At 44.6% G+C, this 18,685-nt stretch carries 15 protein-coding genes; 8 read left to right on the top strand and 7 right to left on the bottom strand.

What is annotated here, in order from left to right; genetic code table 11:
- Positions 1-288: 288 nt before the first annotated feature.
- Positions 289-1,203, top strand: coding sequence for a DnaJ C-terminal domain-containing protein (locus tag H2O73_RS09930; RefSeq protein ID WP_182108683.1), 915 nt, complete (start codon positions 289-291; stop codon positions 1,201-1,203).
- Between the two features lie 160 nt (positions 1,204-1,363).
- Here H2O73_RS09930 and H2O73_RS09925 read toward each other — a convergent pair whose 3' ends face one another.
- From H2O73_RS09925 to H2O73_RS09915, 3 genes are all read right to left on the bottom strand, one after another.
- On the bottom strand, positions 1,364-1,933 hold the full coding sequence (locus H2O73_RS09925; protein WP_182108682.1) for a GNAT family N-acetyltransferase: 570 nt from the start codon (positions 1,931-1,933) through the stop codon (positions 1,364-1,366).
- A gap of 230 nt (positions 1,934-2,163) precedes the next feature.
- Positions 2,164-2,886: a DUF4336 domain-containing protein gene (locus H2O73_RS09920; protein WP_182108681.1), complete on the bottom strand. Its 723-nt coding sequence runs from the start codon at positions 2,884-2,886 to the stop codon at positions 2,164-2,166.
- Positions 2,887-3,066: 180 nt separating this feature from the next.
- Positions 3,067-4,008: a LysR family transcriptional regulator gene (locus tag H2O73_RS09915; RefSeq protein ID WP_182108680.1), complete on the bottom strand. Its 942-nt coding sequence runs from the start codon at positions 4,006-4,008 to the stop codon at positions 3,067-3,069.
- 131 nt (positions 4,009-4,139) lie between these two features.
- Between H2O73_RS09915 and H2O73_RS09910 the strand changes: the two genes are divergently transcribed.
- The 3 genes from H2O73_RS09910 (at position 4,140) to H2O73_RS09900 (ending at position 7,030) form a co-directional block, all read left to right on the top strand.
- Entirely contained in the window at positions 4,140-5,453 is a 1,314-nt protein-coding gene (locus H2O73_RS09910; protein ID WP_182108679.1) for an MATE family efflux transporter, read from the top strand.
- 18 nt (positions 5,454-5,471) lie between these two features.
- Complete coding sequence (locus tag H2O73_RS09905; RefSeq protein ID WP_182108678.1) at positions 5,472-5,915, top strand: hypothetical protein; 444 nt, start codon at positions 5,472-5,474, stop codon at positions 5,913-5,915.
- A 185-nt stretch (positions 5,916-6,100) separates the two neighbouring features.
- The gene (locus H2O73_RS09900; RefSeq protein ID WP_182108677.1) at positions 6,101-7,030 is read left to right on the top strand and encodes a DUF7916 family protein; all 930 of its coding nucleotides are present in this window, start codon (positions 6,101-6,103) and stop codon (positions 7,028-7,030) included.
- 50 nt (positions 7,031-7,080) lie between these two features.
- Here H2O73_RS09900 and H2O73_RS09895 read toward each other — a convergent pair whose 3' ends face one another.
- Positions 7,081-8,085, bottom strand: a complete 1,005-nt coding sequence (locus H2O73_RS09895) for a LacI family DNA-binding transcriptional regulator (protein ID WP_182108676.1) — start codon at positions 8,083-8,085, stop codon at positions 7,081-7,083.
- A gap of 230 nt (positions 8,086-8,315) precedes the next feature.
- On the opposite strand from H2O73_RS09895, the gene cscK reads away from it, so the two are divergent.
- The 3 genes from cscK to H2O73_RS09880 all read left to right on the top strand — a co-directional run bounded on the left by cscK (position 8,316) and on the right by H2O73_RS09880 (position 13,277).
- Positions 8,316-9,236 carry a fructokinase gene (cscK, locus tag H2O73_RS09890; RefSeq protein WP_182108675.1) on the top strand — a complete coding sequence of 307 codons (921 nt, stop codon included), beginning with the start codon at positions 8,316-8,318 and terminating at the stop codon, positions 9,234-9,236.
- A 393-nt stretch (positions 9,237-9,629) separates the two neighbouring features.
- Positions 9,630-11,279 carry a methyl-accepting chemotaxis protein gene (locus H2O73_RS09885; RefSeq protein ID WP_182108674.1) on the top strand — a complete coding sequence of 550 codons (1,650 nt, stop codon included), beginning with the start codon at positions 9,630-9,632 and terminating at the stop codon, positions 11,277-11,279.
- Positions 11,280-11,627: 348 nt separating this feature from the next.
- Positions 11,628-13,277, top strand: a complete 1,650-nt coding sequence (locus H2O73_RS09880) for a methyl-accepting chemotaxis protein (RefSeq protein WP_182108673.1) — start codon at positions 11,628-11,630, stop codon at positions 13,275-13,277.
- Positions 13,278-13,335: 58 nt separating this feature from the next.
- On the opposite strand, the gene pheT is transcribed toward H2O73_RS09880, so the two are convergent.
- Positions 13,336-15,723, bottom strand: a complete 2,388-nt coding sequence (pheT, locus tag H2O73_RS09875) for a phenylalanine--tRNA ligase subunit beta (RefSeq protein WP_182108672.1) — start codon at positions 15,721-15,723, stop codon at positions 13,336-13,338.
- An 18-nt stretch (positions 15,724-15,741) separates the two neighbouring features.
- On the bottom strand, positions 15,742-16,725 hold the full coding sequence (pheS, locus tag H2O73_RS09870) for a phenylalanine--tRNA ligase subunit alpha (RefSeq protein WP_182108671.1): 984 nt from the start codon (positions 16,723-16,725) through the stop codon (positions 15,742-15,744).
- Between the two features lie 250 nt (positions 16,726-16,975).
- Between pheS and H2O73_RS09865 the strand changes: the two genes are divergently transcribed.
- Entirely contained in the window at positions 16,976-17,458 is a 483-nt protein-coding gene (locus H2O73_RS09865; protein WP_182108670.1) for a GNAT family N-acetyltransferase, read from the top strand.
- Positions 17,459-17,537: 79 nt separating this feature from the next.
- Here the strand turns inward: H2O73_RS09865 and H2O73_RS09860 are convergent, their stop codons facing one another.
- Complete coding sequence (locus H2O73_RS09860; protein WP_182108669.1) at positions 17,538-18,653, bottom strand: GGDEF domain-containing protein; 1,116 nt, start codon at positions 18,651-18,653, stop codon at positions 17,538-17,540.
- Positions 18,654-18,685 lie beyond the last annotated feature (32 nt).

Raw genomic sequence — 18,685 nt, 5'->3', positions numbered from 1 at the left:
GACGCAAAAGTACAAGCGCTAATGGCTGCGGCTCAAAAGCTAATGGAAATTGCTCAGCAACAAGCTCAAGCACAACAAGCTGAAGGCGCTGATGCGAATGCTCATTCTAAGAGCGACGATGTGGTTGATGCAGAGTTTGAAGAAGTGAAATAACGCCTAAGCTCAACTATTTGTTCTCTCTAGAGTAGCTGAGCGGTATTATAACAACATCAACATTGGTATTTAGGGCGTAAGAGGTGACTCATGCGCCCTTTTCCATTGCAGTTAGGATTATAGTAAGAGGCTAACATGTCCAAACGAGACTATTACACAGTATTAGGTGTCTCAAAAACCGATTCAGAAAAAGAGATTAAAAAAGCCTATAAAAAGTTAGCGATGAAGTACCATCCCGATAAAAATCCCGGTGATGCAACAGCAGAAGAAAAATTTAAAGAGATAAAAGAAGCTTACGAAATTCTCACCGATGCTGATAAGCGTCGACAATACGATCAATTTGGGCATGCGGCTTTTGATAACAGTCGCGGTGGCTTCGGTGGTCATTCTCAGCATGGTCATGGTGGTTTTGAGGATATCTTTGGCGGCGGTTTTAGACAACAAGGTCAAGGCTTTGGTGGCGGGTTCGGCGGCGGTGGATTTGGCGGTTTCGAAGACATTTTCTCCCATGCCCGTGGTCGAAGTGCCCGTCCACAAAAAGGACAAGATCGCGAGTTTACCTTAACCGTTGATTTTGTTGATGCGATACAAGGCGCTGAAAAGGTCGTTGAGTTGCCAATCAACGGCGAGCAAAAAAAGATCAACGTTAAGATCCCAGCGGGCATCAAAGACGGTGAAAAAATTCGATTTTCAGGCAAAGGCGGAGCAGGCATTAATGGCGGTCCTGCTGGCGATCTATTGTTGGTGATCACCACTCGCTCACACGCATTCCTTACACGTGATGGTGATAACCTCATTTGCACTACTCACGTGGATATGGTCAGCGCTACGTTGGGTGGCGAAGCAGATGTGCATGTACTAGATAGCCGTTTTAAACTAAAAATCCCTGCGGGCACACAAAGTGGACGTAAATTTAAAATATCGGGTAAAGGTGTTACCAATCGAAAAGGGGTAACAGGCGATTTGCTAGTGACCATTCAAGTCGATACGCCAACCAATTTAACCGAGCAACAGCAAGATCTGTTACAACAGTTTAAAGCCACGCTTTAAGGCAAGATTTAACAATCATAGCGTTAGAGAATAAGGGCTTTAGGTTAAGAGAAGAGTTGGTTTTGATTGCGCGATTCTTCTCTTAATTAACCTCTACTCTACTGCGTGTGTTTTGATCCCCGCCCCTACTTATTCAAATACAAATGCAAAATAAGGCATGTTAGATAATCACCCCTAATGGTCTTCCTGTCATGATGGCTTGTTTATCAATTTTATATAAACAGTGACATTGTAACTCATGCCCCTCTGGCAACTTAGGGTGGTTGAAATCTAAACGGGTATTGACCATTCCTAAGCGCTTCATCACCATTTGCGACGGTATATTTATTTTTGCAGTAAAAGAGTAGACGTCATCAACACCCAGCACAAAGAAGGCGTAGCGAATAGCCTGCTCGGCGGCTTCAGTGGCATAACCCTTATGCCAATACTGGCTTGCCGTACGCCAACCAATCTCAAGCAATGGCGCGTTAGGGACCCCGCTTTCACCATCAAGCGTGTTCAGACCAACAAAGCCGATAAACTCCCCGCTACTTTTAAGCTCAACCGCCCAAAAGCCCCAACCATTTTGATCTATCAATGCTCGGATCCTATCTGCCAGTTGATGGCTTTCAGATTCGTTAAGCACACTGGGGAAATACCGCATCACTTCTGGGTCTGCGCACATACGTGCGAAATGCGGGTAATCGGCATCTTCCCACTGCCTAAGTATTAATCGTTTCGTTTCTAACATGTAGCCTCAAGAATTCGCTGGCTATCATCGCTTTGTGACGCCTAGAGCCAGAAGGAAAACTAACTGATAACAACATGATAGCAGTTGATTTAGCCGAAATTTAACGCTTTCTAAGACTAATTAATAGAAAGGGGATACCTGACGCATAATTTTACGAAATCAATACGACAAAAAACAATTGCCCGCCTCTACCCCATTACACATCTCAGCAACGAGTCGCGTCTGTAGGCTCAACTTGGGCGGTTTACGCCATAACCTTGAGTCAAGTCGCCTAACCATGCGAAGGAGTGACAGAGAAATCCAACCGCGTCTGTTTGAATAATTTCACCATGAGCCATGATAATTCGTTGCGGTTGCCAAGCCAGTATCGTCAATAGGTGTTCACGGGCAGAGGCTTTGCTAAATTGAAACGTAAGCCGCCAATCCAACGGCATTTTGCCATTTGGAGCAAGAATACCCACCACTTTGGCGATGCTTCGTTGCAGCGGCTTAAACCTCTGAGGGTCAAAATTTTCAATCAGATCGGTCACAATGAGCGTTTGGCTTGCCTTATGTAGAAATACGCTTTCTTGCATCACTGAAGAACCGGTAAACAATAAGTGGGTTATTTCGTCATCCCAAGGAAAAGTGGCAGACTCAGCCAGTGAATTCTCAAAACGTAAATCTTGCCTTTTTTTAATCACTTGCGCCGTTCCGTATGTCAGCGCTTGCGGGTACTGAGCTTGCCATTCAGCAATAAAGAGGTGATGCAAATGATTAGGGGCGATAAGAAAACTCACTTCGCCTAGTTGATCAATTTGTTCTTTCAATAAAGGCGTTAAGGCGATGGGGCTATGCACCCAAAGTTTTCCATCGTTTAAGCGGATCACCGTCATTCGAGTCGAATAGGCAAAACCTAAAAATGGGACATCGTTACCATCAACTATCCATACACTCGGTTGTATCTCTAACATGCCCTTTCCTCTTCAATGAACGGTGATTTTTCATCATACATGATGGGTTTGCACAATGTTTTACTGCAACTAGACTTTGCGAAACAGATTTTCGAAACCGTGTTAGTGAAGTTGTGTTGGCGAAGTAGTGTTGGTGAAGCAGACCTAGAGAAACAGCGGTCTGTTATAACATCCAATCACTTATAACAGCTGCCATTGGTGTTTTTGAGCTAATTGAGTTAAACGCGACAACTCCTCTTCAAACAGTGTTTGCAACCAAGAGAGTAAGTCTTTGGCAATGTCACTTTGTTGTGGGAGAAAGGCAAAGTACTGCCAAGTACTGGTTCGTATTGGCGCAAAGCTTGGCGTTTTAAGAAAGCCTCTTTCCAACTCAGGAAGCACTAACAATAAATCGGTCACCGTGGCACCGTGGCCAGCTAGGCATGCACTAATGGCTAAATCCAAACTAACAAACGAGGTATCTCGGCTCGGTTTCACCGCTATGTCTTCTTCTTGTGATAACCAGGAGCGCCAATCTAAGTGGTCATCGGTTGCATGCAACCGAGGCATTGCCAATACTTCAGGCAATTGCTTACTGTTTTGCCCTTCACTTAAGGTATAGATAGGCGCCATATATTCATCGCGCAAGAACCATGCTTTGGGGTGCCCCCGATATAATTCAGGTCGGCGGGTATTGATGATGGCTAAATCACTCTGTTCTCGCGATAAATCCCAATCACCTTCAATCAGCGGGATAATAACGATTTCATAATCTGGGTAACGCTCATTTAGCTCTCTAACCCGCGGGATCAAAATACGGGTGGCAAAACTCACTGCACTCTTTATCACTAAGCGTTTTTTCGCTGGAAGCGACCACTTTTCCAATAAGGCTTGCAGCTCTAAATAATTACTCCGCAATACTTCAAACAGCGCCATGCCTTTATCGGTCAACTCGATAGAACGATGTTTTCTAATAATTAGCGATGCATTCAGCTCCTGCTCTAAAGCCTTGATTTGTCTGCTTACAGCGCTCTGTGTCACGTTCAACTCGTGGGCAGCTTGAGTAAAACTCAACAACCTCGCGACTGATTCAAACACCTTAAAACCATTATGACTAAAAGGTAAATGGGGATAAGTCTTCATTCTTCTCTTCACATGACTTCAACTCATGCCAGGGTGACATATTTATCATTTGATGGCGAAGGCATTTAATCGTTTAATTGGCGCTTATCACACCGTAACAGATACTTTTATTTATCTACATTTGAGCCGTCATGAGAAAAATTCTCTTTTTAGCATTCCCTCTTATCATCTCTCAGCTCATCTCTATGGCATTAGTATTAACTGATGTTTGGATGATGTCGCAACTGAGTATGTCTGCCTTAGCCGCAGGCGGTCTAGGTGCGTCTATCTATAGCTTTGTTTTTATCATCGCCAGTAGTACTGTCGGTTGTGTCGCCAACCTTGTCGCCATCGCATTTGGACAACGAGTTGCAAGACCCGAGTTTGGCAACCAACAAATTCGTTTTGCCTTAAAAGGCGCAGTGCTGCTCGCGGTTATACTGTCGGTCCTGTTATTCGCTTGCTTTACGTTTGGTGCGAACTTATTACGCATAGCCAACCAACCCAAAGAAGTCATTGCACCGGCTATGCAGTATGTCGATGCTCTAAAATGGGCGATGCTACCATCGTTAGTGCTATTGATACTGCGTGGGCTAACTAGCGCATTTGGTAACGTGCGCTCTATCATGCTGATGTCAGTGGCAACAATATTGCTAAATATTCCCATCAGTTACCTACTCGCATTCAACTTCAAATTGGGTCTAACAGGCTTAGGAGCGGGTACCGCTTTGGCGGCAACCATGGTTGCGATTGCTTACGGCTATTGGGTGTTTTCGCGCGCTGAATTTGAATCCTTTGCACCATGGAAAAACCTTCACGAGTATTCCTTTTCATTAATGGGTCCCTTGCTTGCCATGGGGCTGCCGATTGGTTTAGCCGCACTGCTTGAACATGGCTTGATCTATGGCGGCACGTTAATGGCGGGGACAGTGAGCATTGCGGCGCTCGCACTACACCAAATTTTACTTCAGTGTCTTGGCTTTACGTGGAATATTAACTTTGGTTTCTCCCAAGCTGCTGCCATTTTAGTTGGGCAGGATTTTGGCGCAGAAAATTATTCCGGTATTAAACAAACCGCGATTCGTAGCTTCACTCTAACGACGGTCATCAGCATTGTTCTCGCAGGTGGCTTCATGTTATGGCCTGAATTTATCGCCACCCTATTCAACCTAGATATTCAATTAACCGACCTGCTGGTCTCTGTACTTTGGGTGGTGGCATTGGCATTTGTAGTTGATGCTTGGCAATTGCTCGCCATCAACCTACTCCGTGGAATGAAAATTGTCATTGCGCCAACCATCATGACCGCCATTGGCTACTGGGCATTTGGTTTACCCGCAGCTTGGATTCTGCTAAAGCCTTACCAGCTCGGTGGTATTTGGGGAGGTATTGGTATTGGCTTAGCCGTAACCGGTGTATTACTGTTAGGGCAATTGGTACTAACCATTAAGCGACACAATCGTTGAACAAGCGGCAAATAGAAAATGAATGATACCGAACTTGAATTTGAACACCTAATGCTGGAGATATCCGCGCAACGCTGGGAAATGGTTGAGCGGTTCCTACTGAGTTATTTCTGTTTTCGTGAGGGGCATGTCTCTAAAACAGGCAAACCTGACTGGCAAATTGCCAGAGAGCGCTGCCCTCGCTCAAACTCAGTCACGACAACCAAGCATACCGAACTTGAACCATTGGTACCTTTAGCATCTATCGTCGGTGAACTAAAACGTCATGAGCGCGATGGCGAACTCTCTCGTCAGTCGACGCAACGCATCATTGATTGTTTATTACATTTTGCCGTGATCAGCAAAGCAGAAAAACAGTGCTTAAAATCGCTTGGGCTTGCAGAGTCGATGCCTGCAGATTGGTATCGGTCACTAGATAAACAGCCTAATGCGCGCTTCATTGCTGCAAACATAGTTTTGTAGCACATAATCCTTTGTTTTGACTAAATTTATAATTATCCAGCCTATCTATGCTAACAGTTTCTAAAAACTAACCATCGAAGCATTTTTACACCACTAGTATTGATAACATCCGTTCGTCTTTTCTTTTTTAGTGTGTTGGGCACCCTGACCCTGTTCACCACACTAAATTACATTAGGGTGTTGTTATGACCAAACGTTATCTAGATTGTTCGGCTTCAGAGATTGCTCAACTACAGGGGCAGTCTTTACTTGACTCTTTACGTATGAGCGAAGGTCGCATTGTTATGGCTGAGACTATTGGCGCACTGCAGCCGATGCTGGTTTCGGTCAGCAATGCGGAACTGGCAGCTAGCCAGAGTGCCGACCTTCTCCTACTGAATCTTTTTGATGCTGACCAACCCGAAATCAAAGGCATGCCTGAAACCATTGCCGCTAATGATTTGCTGCAACAATTAGCAAAGTTTACTGGACGCAGTGTCGGCGTTAATTTGGAAGCGGTCGCACCTGACTTTCAACAAAGCCATCAAGATTTTTGGCAGGTTTCTGCTGGGCGACTAGCCACTGGTGAAAACGCACAAAAGCTCTTTGCTATGGGTGCCCGTTTTATCACTATTACTGGTAATCCGGGAAATGGCGTTAGCAATGAAGCCATTTCTCACAGCTTGCGTTCAATACGTGAAGCGGTTGGGAATGAGATGGTACTCATCGCCGGTAAAATGCATGCCGCAGGGATTCTTCGCTCTGGTAGTGAAAAGATCATCACTCAAGCTGACATCAAAGAGTTTGCTGATAGCGGTGTTGATATTGTACTGATCCCCGCTCCTGGAACGATTGCGGGCATAAGCCAAGAGTACGCGGCGAGTCTTATCGACTATGCCCATGATCTTGGCATTATGGCGATGACAGCAATAGGCACCTCACAAGAGGGAGCAAGTGTTGAGAGCATTCGACAAATCGCCTTGATGAGTAAAATGGCAGGCGCCGATATCCATCACATTGGTGATACTGGTTGTAGCATTGGCATTGCCGCTCCAGAAAACATCCGTGAGTACAGTATCGCTATTCGTGGCGTACGCCATACTTATGCACGTATGGCACGGTCGGTTTGCCGTTAAGCTAAACAAGCAAAGATAAGGTCAGCGTTGATTGGCTTTATCTTTGCGCTCTATTGTTCGCGTCGAAAATGGACCGTTGCAGGGATGGCTATCGTTTCAGCCTTGATTCTCGGCTCCTTCATTAATTCAGTGCCATGTGTAAACAGCTCTAGAGCAATTGCATCGCTTTGTTGCTCAATCGAATCAATTTTAATCGGTAAGCAATCCAAAATATCATAGTTATCAAAAGTAGCAATACGAATCGCGCTGGTCAGCAGTTGATGCTCGGTTAGGTAACGAAGCACGCCTTCAAGCAATGAATAGGAAGCGGTAAATACCGCTTGTGGTTCTCGCCCCAATTGAGCAACAGCTTGCGCCATTAACAAATAACCTGATTGTGGCTGGTAATCTTTACTAAAAACCAGCTTTTCATCGAATGGTATATTCGCCGCTTGCAAGCCGGCTTTATAACCCGTGAGCCGCTCTTGGCTCGGTGACAATAACCACTGCCCACCAATATAAACACATTCATCCAAGCCAGTGACTAAGCGGCGAACTAACTGCTCCGTCGCTGATTTTGCGTCACTTTTCACATTGATAAACTGGCTATTGCTAAAAGTACGATCAAAGAAAATAACCGGTGTGGTCATTTTAATTTCTCGATAAAAGTCTTCACTCGACATTGCTGAAGCAACCAACAGTAAATCTACTTGGCGATTAATCAAACCTTCCACCGCTTGCTTCTCTTGCTCTTCATCATCATTAGAAGAGGCGATCAGCAATTGGTAGCCCGCCTCTCGCAGCAAATTTTCTAAAGCTTTGGCAGTAGTGGCAAACCCCATATTAGCCAGATCAGGGATCACCAAACCGACGGTATAAGTCTTGTTTGATTTTAATGCACGGGCATAAAGACTTGGCGCATAGTTATGTTGTTCAACAATGCGCTGTACTTTTTCAACGGTTTCAGCGGTTATTCGATGTTTTTGCGCATGACCATTAAGCACAAAGCTCACCGTCGACTTAGAAACACCCGCTAGTTCGGCAATATCCGCCAACTTCAGTTTTTTATTACTCATCAAGATTCCGTATGAGTGCGATTTGCCGCTATGGTACTCACTCAACTGCTCACTGTCAGTGCTGCTGCCCAGTTAAATTTCCATATCGATTAGTCTTAGGGGCAAAGATCGTCATTGATCACAATTTCAATTCAAATTCACGTTTGAATAAACAACAATATTGATTTGCTAAACCGTTTTAGCAATTATAGCAACAAACCTGTTTTGAACAAATTTAAAAGGCAAAAACGATGAGCAAAGTATGGCTAACTGGTGATGCGGTTGTTGACTTGATCCCTGACAGCGAACATACCTACTTAAAATGCCCCGGTGGTGCCCCAGCAAATGTCGCGGTTGCAATCGCGCGCTTAGGCGGAGAAGCGGCGTTCTTTGGCCGTGTTGGTCAAGACCCGCTGGGTCGATTTATGCAGCAAACCTTAAACAATGAAAATGTAAATACTGACGCCCTATTACTGGATGATGCTCACCGAACGTCGACTGTCATTGTCGATTTAGATGACTCTGGCGAGCGTAGTTTTACTTTTATGGTCAAACCCAGCGCCGACCAATTTCTACAACCAAGTGACGTACCCTCCTTTGCCCAAGGCGAATGGCTACACGTTTGCTCTATTGCCCTTGCCAATGAACCAAGCCGCAGTACAACGCTTGAAGCGATGCGCTTAATTAAACAAGCTGGCGGCTTTGTCAGTTTTGACCCGAACCTGCGAGAAGAGGTTTGGGCAAATCCAAGCGAGCTTATCCCTGTTGTTCGCCAAGCTATTGAACTGGCAGATGTGGTGAAGTTTTCAGATGATGAACTGATGCACTTAACACAAACCAACTCATTAAACGTCGGTTTGGAGGCATTGAAAGTATTCAATAATACGTTGGTGCTGGTAACACAAGGTGCAAAAGGTGCATTGGTGATTTTTGGTGACAAGCAAGAGTTAGTTTCTGGTCAAGCGGTTAAACCTGTAGACACCACAGGAGCAGGCGATGCATTTGTCGGTGGCTTGTTAGCCAAACTCTCTCAACAACTAGATTGGGCGAACGAAGCTGCTATTCTCCAAGCCGTGAGTTGGGCAAATGGTTGCGGCGCTTTAGCCACCACGCAAAAAGGGGCGATGACAGCACTGCCGACGCAAGCAGCACTGGTTAAATACATCAACTAACTTCTTTGTAATAAAAATAAATTAGCCCTGATATTTCTGGGCTAATTACTCTTTATCATCACGATAATTAATCAACAAACCTATCTTTAAATACCGACATATTTCTATATGTGTCAGCTTCTTCCTACCCAATCAATAATTACAAATAAATACAAGACAATAAAACAAAAACCTAAGCCGACAACTTAGTTGCCTTATATCAACACCTTAAGGCAAATGATAATGATTTTTGTGCCGTACCTCTCAAATACTGCGGCTTTTCACATGATTTCCTTCTAAATATTACCAAGTCATATACTTAGCTTATTAACTTTATTATAAATACGGGCTTCAGGTGGGCGCTGAAATAAATTTAGCTCATCTACTTTTGTACTTTCTACAGGACACGGATATATGTTACTCAAGAAAACCACCCTACAAACTCGGCTGGTGTTAGCTGTACTTGCTCCATGTATCGCACTGGTTATCATTGCTGCAATCAGCTTGAACGCCATCAGTAAGAACCAAACTCAAACCGAAGCTATCTATTTAAACACCGCCGATCCAATGCGCGCACTTGCTGAAGTCGCATCCCGAATTCCACGCATGCGTGTCGGCATTGATATGATGTTGTTACAACAAACCGACTACTTAAAAGATAAGAAAGGAGTAATGACTCGAGTAAAAGAGACAAGAGAAGAAGATATTCCTGAGTTAATAACATCTCTAAATCAAGCCGTCGAGGCTCAAGTAAATCCACAAATGAAACGAGATGTCATTGCACTAAAACGCTCAATGGAACAGATGATAAGCCAAGAATTAGAACCGATGCTTCAAGCCTTTGAACGTGGTGATATGAAAACTGCGAGCCAAATCTATCAAACAAAGTATGCTAGCAGTTACGGTACTTTGCGTAAGCAAGCTAATAAGATCCTCGATTCCCTGCTACTACAAGCTCAAATCCAACATCAACAGAGCTTAGAAACCGCTTCCACGGCTCAATACACCCTATATACATCCATTTTATTGGCACTCTCTCTATCGATTATTATTTCGCTGATTGTTATCCGAGGGCTAAGAAACAAAGTTGAGCAACTAAAATACAACATGAATAAAGCCGCGCAAGATCTTGCGTTAGATACTCGCCTCGATGTCTCATCAAATGATGAGCTTAGTGATATTGGACGTAGTTTCAATACACTCATGAGCCGAGTGCATGAGACGATTACGGAGATCGCTACCGGCAGTCACCAAATGTCTCAAGCAGCTGAGATGGTTGCTCAGCAAGCTAATCAAACACAACGTATCTGTATTGACCAGCGTGATAGAACCTCTCAAGTAGCCACCGCAATCAATCAACTTGGTGCGACCGTGATAGAAATTTCAAACAATGCATCGAATGCTGCAAATGTCGCACAAGATGCGAAAGCGGAAGCCAATACAGGGGTGAGTGAAGTATCTAATGCGAAACAAAACATCGACAGCCTTTCTAGTGGGCTTAATGATACCAAGCAAATTGTTGGTTCGTTAGCACAGCAAGTCGATGATATTGGCTCAATATTGGAAACTATTCGTAGTATTTCAGAACAAACCAACTTGTTGGCACTCAATGCCGCAATCGAAGCGGCTCGTGCGGGTGAGCAAGGACGTGGATTTGCAGTAGTAGCAGATGAAGTTCGCAACCTCGCAAGCCGCTCTGCCGAATCAACCGAAGAGATTCAAGGTGTCATAAACCGCTTGCAACAAGAGTCTCAAAAAGCCGTTGAGTCGATGAATTTAGGTCATCAACAAAGTGGCACTGTTGCCGAACAAGCAGAAATGGCGAACCAAGCATGGCAACAAATCCATTCATTCATTGAACAAATCAACGATCAAAACACTTTAGTTGCAACGGCAACAGAAGAGCAATCAACTGTCGTCGATGACATTAATGTCAATATCACTGAAATCAGCAACCTGACCGATGATACCGCGCAGTCCGCTGATCAACTCTCCGACAGTAGTAAAACACTTAATGCACTATCAACTCAGCTAGAAAAGCTAACTAGCCGCTTCAAAATCTAAACGTACTTTTTTAAAGAGCTCCTAGATCTTGGAGACTAAGGAGCTCAGGTCGCTCATCCCAACGAAGAGGTAACACGCGTTGGGGTGAACGTTGACTCGATTTCCCTTTTCCTAAACCACTCGCTTTAAACCCTTTCTTCAACATCGATAATAATTGCGTATCCCATCTCATTTAACTCAATTCTTAATGTGGTTAATTCTAGAACAATCTTTAGCTCACATTCCGCAATATCTAAGTTTCATATAACTGTCACTATTCAAACGACTGCTTCACAAACACTGTTTTTTACCAAGCAGCTCGTTACGTCATACTCCCTTGAGATATTTGATTTCAAATAGGAACCCACTATGTTTTTAGATAATACCACCCTTAGAACACGACTCATTTTAGCGGTTCTCGCTCCGTGCTTAGCGCTGCTCATCGTCGCTTTAATCAGCGTCAATTCAATGGGTAAAATCCAAACTCAGACCGAAGCCATTTATCTCAATACCGCTGACCCAATGCGTTCAATGGCAGAAGTTGCTTCGCGAATCCCACGCATGCGCGTAGGTATCGATATGATGCTGCTACAGCAAACCGATTATCTAAAAGACAAAAAGGGAGTTATGACTCGCGTCAAAGAGACGCGCGAAGAAGACATTCCTCAACTGATCACATCCCTTGAACAAGCTGTTTCCGCTCAAGTTAATCCGCAAATGAAGCAAGATGTTGAAGCGCTCAAGTTAGCAATGGAAACCATGGTCACCCAAGAACTAACCCCTATGCTAGAGGCTTTTGAACGTGGTGATATGGCTCAAGCAAGTGCTATTTACCAAGCTAAGTACGCAAAAAGTTACGGCACATTGCGCAAGCAAGCAGACAAAATCTTGAATGGATTGTTAGTTCAAGCGGAAACGCAGCATGCTCAAAGCGAAGAATCTTTCTTAACTGGCGAATACACACTTTTAACGGCGATTATTATCGGCTTAATCATCTCTTTCTCTATCGCCTATATCGTTGTGAGCGGTATGAGAAAGAAAGTAGATTCACTAAAAGAGAATATGAATTTCGCCGCGCAAAATCTTGCTCTGGATGTACGCTTAGACGATTCTACAAAAGACGAGCTTAGTGATATCGCAAGAAGCTTTAATACCTTAATGACCCGCGTGCATGAATCCATTACCGAGATAATATCAAGTAGCCATCAAATGTCAGAGGCGGCTGAGAAATTATCGGCTCAAGCGCAACAAACTCAGATTATTTGTACTTCTCAGCGTGACCGTACCACTCAAGTAGCAACTGCGATTAATGAACTTGGCGCTACAGTATCAGAGATATCTTCAAACGCTGCCAATGCGGCTAACGTCGCCAAGGATGCGACATTAGAAGCCAATACCGGAACTAACAAGGTTGAAGAAACCAAAGGGGCAATTGAGTTTTTGTCTCAAGAAATTGATGGTGCGAAAAATGTCGTCAGCTCTTTGGCTGTTCAAGTTGAAGATATCAGCTCCATTCTAGAAACCATTCGCAGCATTTCTGAACAAACCAATCTATTGGCACTTAATGCGGCAATTGAAGCTGCACGCGCAGGCGAGCAAGGACGCGGTTTTGCGGTGGTTGCCGATGAAGTGCGCAATCTTGCTAGCCGTTCTGCTGACTCTACCGAAGAGATCCAAGGCGTAATTGACCGACTACAGCAGGAATCTCAGAACGCGGTTGATTCAATGTCTCGCGGTCATGACCAGAGCTTAGTAGTTGTTGAGCAATCTGAAGTGGTTCGCCATTCACTGCATCAAATTAACACGTTCATTGAAATGATTAATGACCAAAACACACTCGTAGCAACAGCAACTGAAGAGCAATCAACGGTAGTAAACGATATCAATATGAACATCAATGAAATCAGCACCCTGACTGATGAAACCGCTCAATCCGCTGACTACCTTTCAGGCAGCAGTGAAACACTCAATACGCTTTCAACTCAACTAGAAGAGCTCGCAAAACGCTTTAAGATCTAATACTCAGACGAAAAAAAAACCTGCCTAGATAGGCAGGTTTTTTTAATTAATTAGAGTGTTAGTCGCGAAGTGCCGCGCCAAACTTCTCAGATACGTGAGCAACGATAGCTTCTACTGCACCAGCAATATCAGCATCTTCAAGCGTACGTTCTAGTGACTGTAGTGTCAGTGCGATAGCTAGGCTCTTCTTGCCTTCCTCTACGCCTTTACCTACGTAGACATCAAACAGTTTCGCATCTTTCAGGAACTCGCCGCCTTGCTCTAGGCAAGCGTCAACGATGTCACCAGAAGCTACAGACTCGTCTACCACAACTGCGATATCACGACGGTTAGCTGGGAACTTAGACAGTGCAACCGCTTCTGGAATCACGCGAGTGTTGATCGCATCCCATTCGATTTCAAATACGATGGTACGACCGTTAAGACCAAACTTACGCTCAAGCTCTGGGTGTACTGTACCAATCACACCAACTTGCTTACCATCAACGATGATTGCCGCTGATTGACCTGGGTGCAATGCTGGGTGCTTAGCTGCTGCAAATGAGTATGCTTTCTCATTCGCCGTTAGCTCAAGTACCGCTTCTAGATCCGCTTTAAGATCGAAGAAATCAACAGTCGCTGTCGCCATATCCCAGTGCTCTTCACCGCGAGTACCCGCAATAACACCAGCTAGCATAGGCTCTTGACGCATACCGTTTTCAGCTGATTCACATGGAATAAAGCGTAGACCGTATTCGAATAGACGAACGCGAGGCTGCTGACGTTTTTGGTTATGAACAACAGTGTTCAGTAGGCCTTGGATCAAACCAAGACGCATTGCTGACATGTCTGCTGAAATTGGGAATGGCAGGATCAGTGGCTCAACACCTGGTACAACCAATTTTTGCTGTTCTGGCTCAACGAAGCTGTAGGTAATTGCTTCGTGGAAACCACGATCAACCAGTAGATCACGAACACGTTTTAGCGGTTGAGCCGCTTCAACTTGGTTGTGCATCTTAAGCGCAGCAATTGGGTGTTGATTTGGAATGTTGTCGTAACCGTAGATACGACCTACTTCTTCAATCAGATCTTGCTCGATAGCGATATCGAAACGCCATGTCGGAGCAACGGCAAACCAACCTTCTGCGTTAACTTCTACCGTCATACCTAGACGTTCTAGAATCTCAACAACATCACTGTCTGCAATGTGGTGACCTAATAGGTTGTCTAGTTTAGTACGACGTAGAGCTACTTGGTTTGGTTTAGGTAGGTCTGCTTCAGACTCAACCGCCACGATAGGCGCAACTTCACCACCACAGATTTCAATTAGAAGCTGTGTTGCACGCTCAACAGCTTTGAACTGTAGAGCATAGTCCACACCGCGCTCAAAACGCATTGAAGAATCAGTGTGTAAACCGTAGCTACGTGCGCGACCACGGATATGGTCAGGAGCAAAGAATGCACACTCTAGTAGTACATCTTTTGTTTCAGTATTAACGCCTGAATCTTCACCACCAAAGATACCCGCAATTGCCAGTGCTTTAGTGTGGTCTGCAACAACAAGAGTGTCTGCGTTTAATTCAGCTTCGCTGCCATCAAGAAGTACCAGCTTCTCGCCTTGCTCTGCTAGACGAACCACGATGCCACCTTCGATCTTCGCCAGATCGAATGCGTGCATTGGTTGACCTTGCTCTAGCATCACGTAGTTTGTTACGTCAACGATTGGATCAATTGAACGCATACCACAACGGCGCAGTTTCTCTTGAATCCATAGTGGCGTTTCCGCTTGCACGTTTACGTTTTTGATCACACGACCAAGGTAACGTGGACAAGCTTCAGTCGCTTTGATTTCGATTGAAACAGTGTCTGCGATAGATTCTGCAACAACTTCAACTGAAGGCTCTGTCACGTCAGCGCGGTTTAAAACACCCACTTCGCGAGCCATACCACGAATGCTGAAACAGTCAGCGCGGTTTGCTGTCAGATCAACATCAACAGTTACGTCGTCTAATGCTAGGAATTCACGGAAATCTGTACCAATAACTGCGTCTTCTGCTAGTTCCATGATGCCATCAGACTCAACGTCGATACCCAGCTCAGTGAATGAACAAAGCATGCCGTGAGACGGTTGACCACGTAGTTTCGCTTTTTTGATTTTGAAGTCACCCGGTAGAACAGCGCCAACTGTTGCTACTGCAACTTTTAGACCTTGGCGACAGTTAGCTGCACCACAGACGATATCTAAAAGTTCTTCTTCACCTACGTCTACTTTCGTCACACGTAGTTTGTCTGCATCTGGGTGTTGACCACACTCAACAACGTGACCAACTTTCACGCCATTGAAAGAGCCAGCTACAGGAAGAACGTCGTCAACCTCTAGACCAGCCATGGTAATTTGATGTGTTAGTTCGTCAGTGGTAATCGCAGGATTCACCCACTCACGAAGCCATGATTCGCTGAATTTCATTGTGATAAATCCCCTGGATTACTTGAACTGTTTTAGGAAACGAAGATCGTTTTCGAAGAACGAACGTAGATCGTTTACGCCGTAACGAAGCATAGCTAGACGCTCGATACCCATACCGAATGCAAAGCCAGAGTATTTCTCAGGGTCAATACCTACGCTGCGTAGTACGTTCGGGTGAACCATACCGCAACCTAGAATTTCTAACCACTTACCGTTCTTACCTTTCACGTCAACTTCTGCTGAAGGCTCTGTGAATGGGAAGTAAGAAGGACGGAAACGCACTTCCACTTCTTCTTCGAAGAAGTTACATAGGAAGTCGTGTAAAACGCCTTTCAACTGTGCGAAGTTCACGTTCTCATCAACAAGCAGACCTTCCACTTGGTGGAACATTGGCGTGTGCGTTTGGTCGTAGTCATTACGGTATACACGACCCGGCGCGATGAAACGGAATGGCGGCTTGCCATTCTCCATCGTACGGATTTGTACGCCAGATGTGTGAGTACGAAGCATCAAGTCTGGGTTAAAGAAGAAGGTATCGTGATCAGTACGTGCTGGGTGATCCGCAGCAATATTCAGTGCGTCGAAGTTGTGGAATGCATCTTCGATCTCTGGACCAGACTCAGTGCTAAAACCAAGCTCGCCAAAGAATTTCTCGATACGTTCAACAGTACGAGTAACTGGGTGTAGACCACCATTTTCAATACGACGACCTGGTAGAGTCACGTCGATTGTTTCGGCAGCAAGTTTCGCTTCTAGCTCAGCACTTTGTAGTGCATCTTTACGAGCTGCGATAGCTTGCTGTACTACGCCTTTTGCTTTGTTGATCTCTTGACCAGCTTCACGGCGCTCTTCTGGTGGCAGTTTACCTAGGCTTTGAAGTTGAGCAGTAAGCTCACCTTTTTTACCTAGATACTGAACACGCACTTCATCAAGTGCGACTAGCGATTGCGCAGCTTCAATTGCTGTGCTCGCATTAGCAATGATCTCTTCTAGATGTTGCATCGTTTCCTCATCTACCTATGCCCTAACCCGAGATTAACTCCGATTTTTAAGCATAAGTGGTAGTGTCCATAAGCGTCCCGACAGGGATCTTGGGTCTTTAAATAGCTGTACATAGTAACGAATGCTCAGTCTAAATCCAAACTGAAATCACGAATCTAACTGCCTTTGCGTAAAAATTCAGCTCTAATATTGATTGTTGGGAGTTTTATACCCACATCTATAAAACAAAACCAACCGCAAGGAAGTAAACATGTCGCTAGTCATTTCACCAATCACGCAGCAAAACAATGAAGAAATCTGTAAAATAATCAAAGCAGTAGGTGAAGAATTTGGCGCTATTGGCGAAGGGTTTGGTCCTTCCGATCCAGAAGTACTCGCCATGAGCGAGTACTACACCTTGGAAAAGCAAAGTTTGTATTTAGTCGCGACTGTCGATGGCAAAATAGTCGGTGGTTGCGGTATTGCACCTTTTAATGGCTCAATCGATACCTGTGAGCTGAAAAAGCTATTTTTACTGCCTCAAGGGCGCGGGTTAGGACTAGGTCGACAATTGAGTGAGCAATGTTTGCAGTTTGCGACTCAGCAAGGCTTTCAGCAATGTTATCTTGATACACTGAGCATCATGACTTCAGCCGTAACCCTGTACGAAAAGTTGGGATTCTCTCATTTGGAAGAGCCAATGGCGGGCACCGAGCATAATGGCTGTGATGTTTGGATGATTAAACCGCTTTAATGATTATCAGGTTGGCGTTGATCATTTCTCCGCCAGCCAATACCACCATGTTCGATTGTAAGCTGACAAGTCGTTGAGCTTACTCAACGCTCAACCAAGCAGAAACCCGATTCCGCCCTTCTGATTTGGACATATAGACAGCATTGTCCGCATCTTTGATCAAATCGTGGTAGGTTTCCATATGTTCATTCCGCTGCGCGACACCAACGCTAATACTGCCACGCCAAAATGCCTTACCTAGATCGAGTTGCAGTTCAGAAATAGAGCATTGCGCCTGGCGGGCAACATACAAGCCACCTTCTTGATCAGTATTTGGGCAGATTACAAAAAACTCATCTCCACCGAGACGACAAACCAAATCATCATTGCGAAAATGATGCTTAAGTAAAATCGCGATTTCTTGTAGAACCAGATCGCCGGCGTCATGTCCTGCGCTATCGTTAACGTCTTTAAAGTGATCAACATCAATCATGATCGCCACCAGCGGTTCATTTTTATCCACTGAAATCTGCCAAAGTTGATGCAAATGACGCATGGCAAAGCGGCGATTAGGTAGTTGGGTCAATGAGTCGGTTAGCGACAACTCTTCTAATTGTTTATTGGCGGTCACTAACTGTTTAGTGCGCTCTTCCACCATATCTTCTAAACGTTGGTTAAGTTCCAGTAACGCCTTGTTGCGCTCGGAAACTTGCTCAAACAAACCGTTCAGCGCAGCAAGCAATGGCTCGGTACTACTATCTTGCGCCTTCTCTTCTTCTTCAAAAGCAATTTTAGGGTCGATTCCGTTTTCTATTTTTTTTAACTGGCGCGACATGTTCTTATCGATACCTAAGATATGATACGCCAACCAGTGGATTAAAAAGTTCAGAAGCAGTTCAGAAGCCTGTTTATTATCTTCAGAGACAAATGCCTGCATGCTGATTATTTCAGTCATAAATGCGCGGTGAACTTTAATGTGTCGTTCTAAATGCTGCGGGTAAATACCCTTTTTACGCATCAAGGCTTCTTCTTCACAAAAATGGAATTCAGAATATTGGGATAACTCAAATAGGATTGCGCGGATATCTTGGATTGAAATATTATTTTCTGCCACCAATGAGCCATAACGATTAATGATATCAACAAGGAACTGATGTTGCTCGTCCACCTCATCAATGCCAGTTTCATAGCAGCTGTCCCATTGGAATGAATTCATAAACGAACCTCTAAATATACAAATGTGTTTTC

Source organism: Vibrio marinisediminis (genome assembly GCF_014050145.1).
In the GTDB taxonomy this organism is placed as follows: Bacteria; Pseudomonadota; Gammaproteobacteria; order Enterobacterales; family Vibrionaceae; genus Vibrio; species Vibrio marinisediminis.
The sequence above is the reverse complement of the archived record's forward strand: the minus strand, read 5'-3'. Positions and strand labels throughout refer to the sequence as shown.

Coding starts and splice junctions, on each gene's coding strand:
- H2O73_RS09885 (WP_182108674.1), top strand. CDS start 9,630: ATGTTACTCAAGAAAACCACCCTACAAACTCGGCTGGTGTTAGCTGTA.
- pheT (WP_182108672.1), bottom strand. CDS start 15,723: ATGAAATTCAGCGAATCATGGCTTCGTGAGTGGGTGAATCCTGCGATT.
- H2O73_RS09895 (WP_182108676.1), bottom strand. CDS start 8,085: ATGAGTAATAAAAAACTGAAGTTGGCGGATATTGCCGAACTAGCGGGT.
- H2O73_RS09915 (WP_182108680.1), bottom strand. CDS start 4,008: ATGAAGACTTATCCCCATTTACCTTTTAGTCATAATGGTTTTAAGGTG.
- H2O73_RS09920 (WP_182108681.1), bottom strand. CDS start 2,886: ATGTTAGAGATACAACCGAGTGTATGGATAGTTGATGGTAACGATGTC.
- cscK (WP_182108675.1), top strand. CDS start 8,316: ATGAGCAAAGTATGGCTAACTGGTGATGCGGTTGTTGACTTGATCCCT.
- H2O73_RS09860 (WP_182108669.1), bottom strand. CDS start 18,653: ATGAATTCATTCCAATGGGACAGCTGCTATGAAACTGGCATTGATGAG.
- pheS (WP_182108671.1), bottom strand. CDS start 16,725: ATGCAACATCTAGAAGAGATCATTGCTAATGCGAGCACAGCAATTGAA.
- H2O73_RS09930 (WP_182108683.1), top strand. CDS start 289: ATGTCCAAACGAGACTATTACACAGTATTAGGTGTCTCAAAAACCGAT.
- H2O73_RS09925 (WP_182108682.1), bottom strand. CDS start 1,933: ATGTTAGAAACGAAACGATTAATACTTAGGCAGTGGGAAGATGCCGAT.
- H2O73_RS09905 (WP_182108678.1), top strand. CDS start 5,472: ATGAATGATACCGAACTTGAATTTGAACACCTAATGCTGGAGATATCC.
- H2O73_RS09910 (WP_182108679.1), top strand. CDS start 4,140: ATGAGAAAAATTCTCTTTTTAGCATTCCCTCTTATCATCTCTCAGCTC.
- H2O73_RS09865 (WP_182108670.1), top strand. CDS start 16,976: ATGTCGCTAGTCATTTCACCAATCACGCAGCAAAACAATGAAGAAATC.
- H2O73_RS09900 (WP_182108677.1), top strand. CDS start 6,101: ATGACCAAACGTTATCTAGATTGTTCGGCTTCAGAGATTGCTCAACTA.
- H2O73_RS09880 (WP_182108673.1), top strand. CDS start 11,628: ATGTTTTTAGATAATACCACCCTTAGAACACGACTCATTTTAGCGGTT.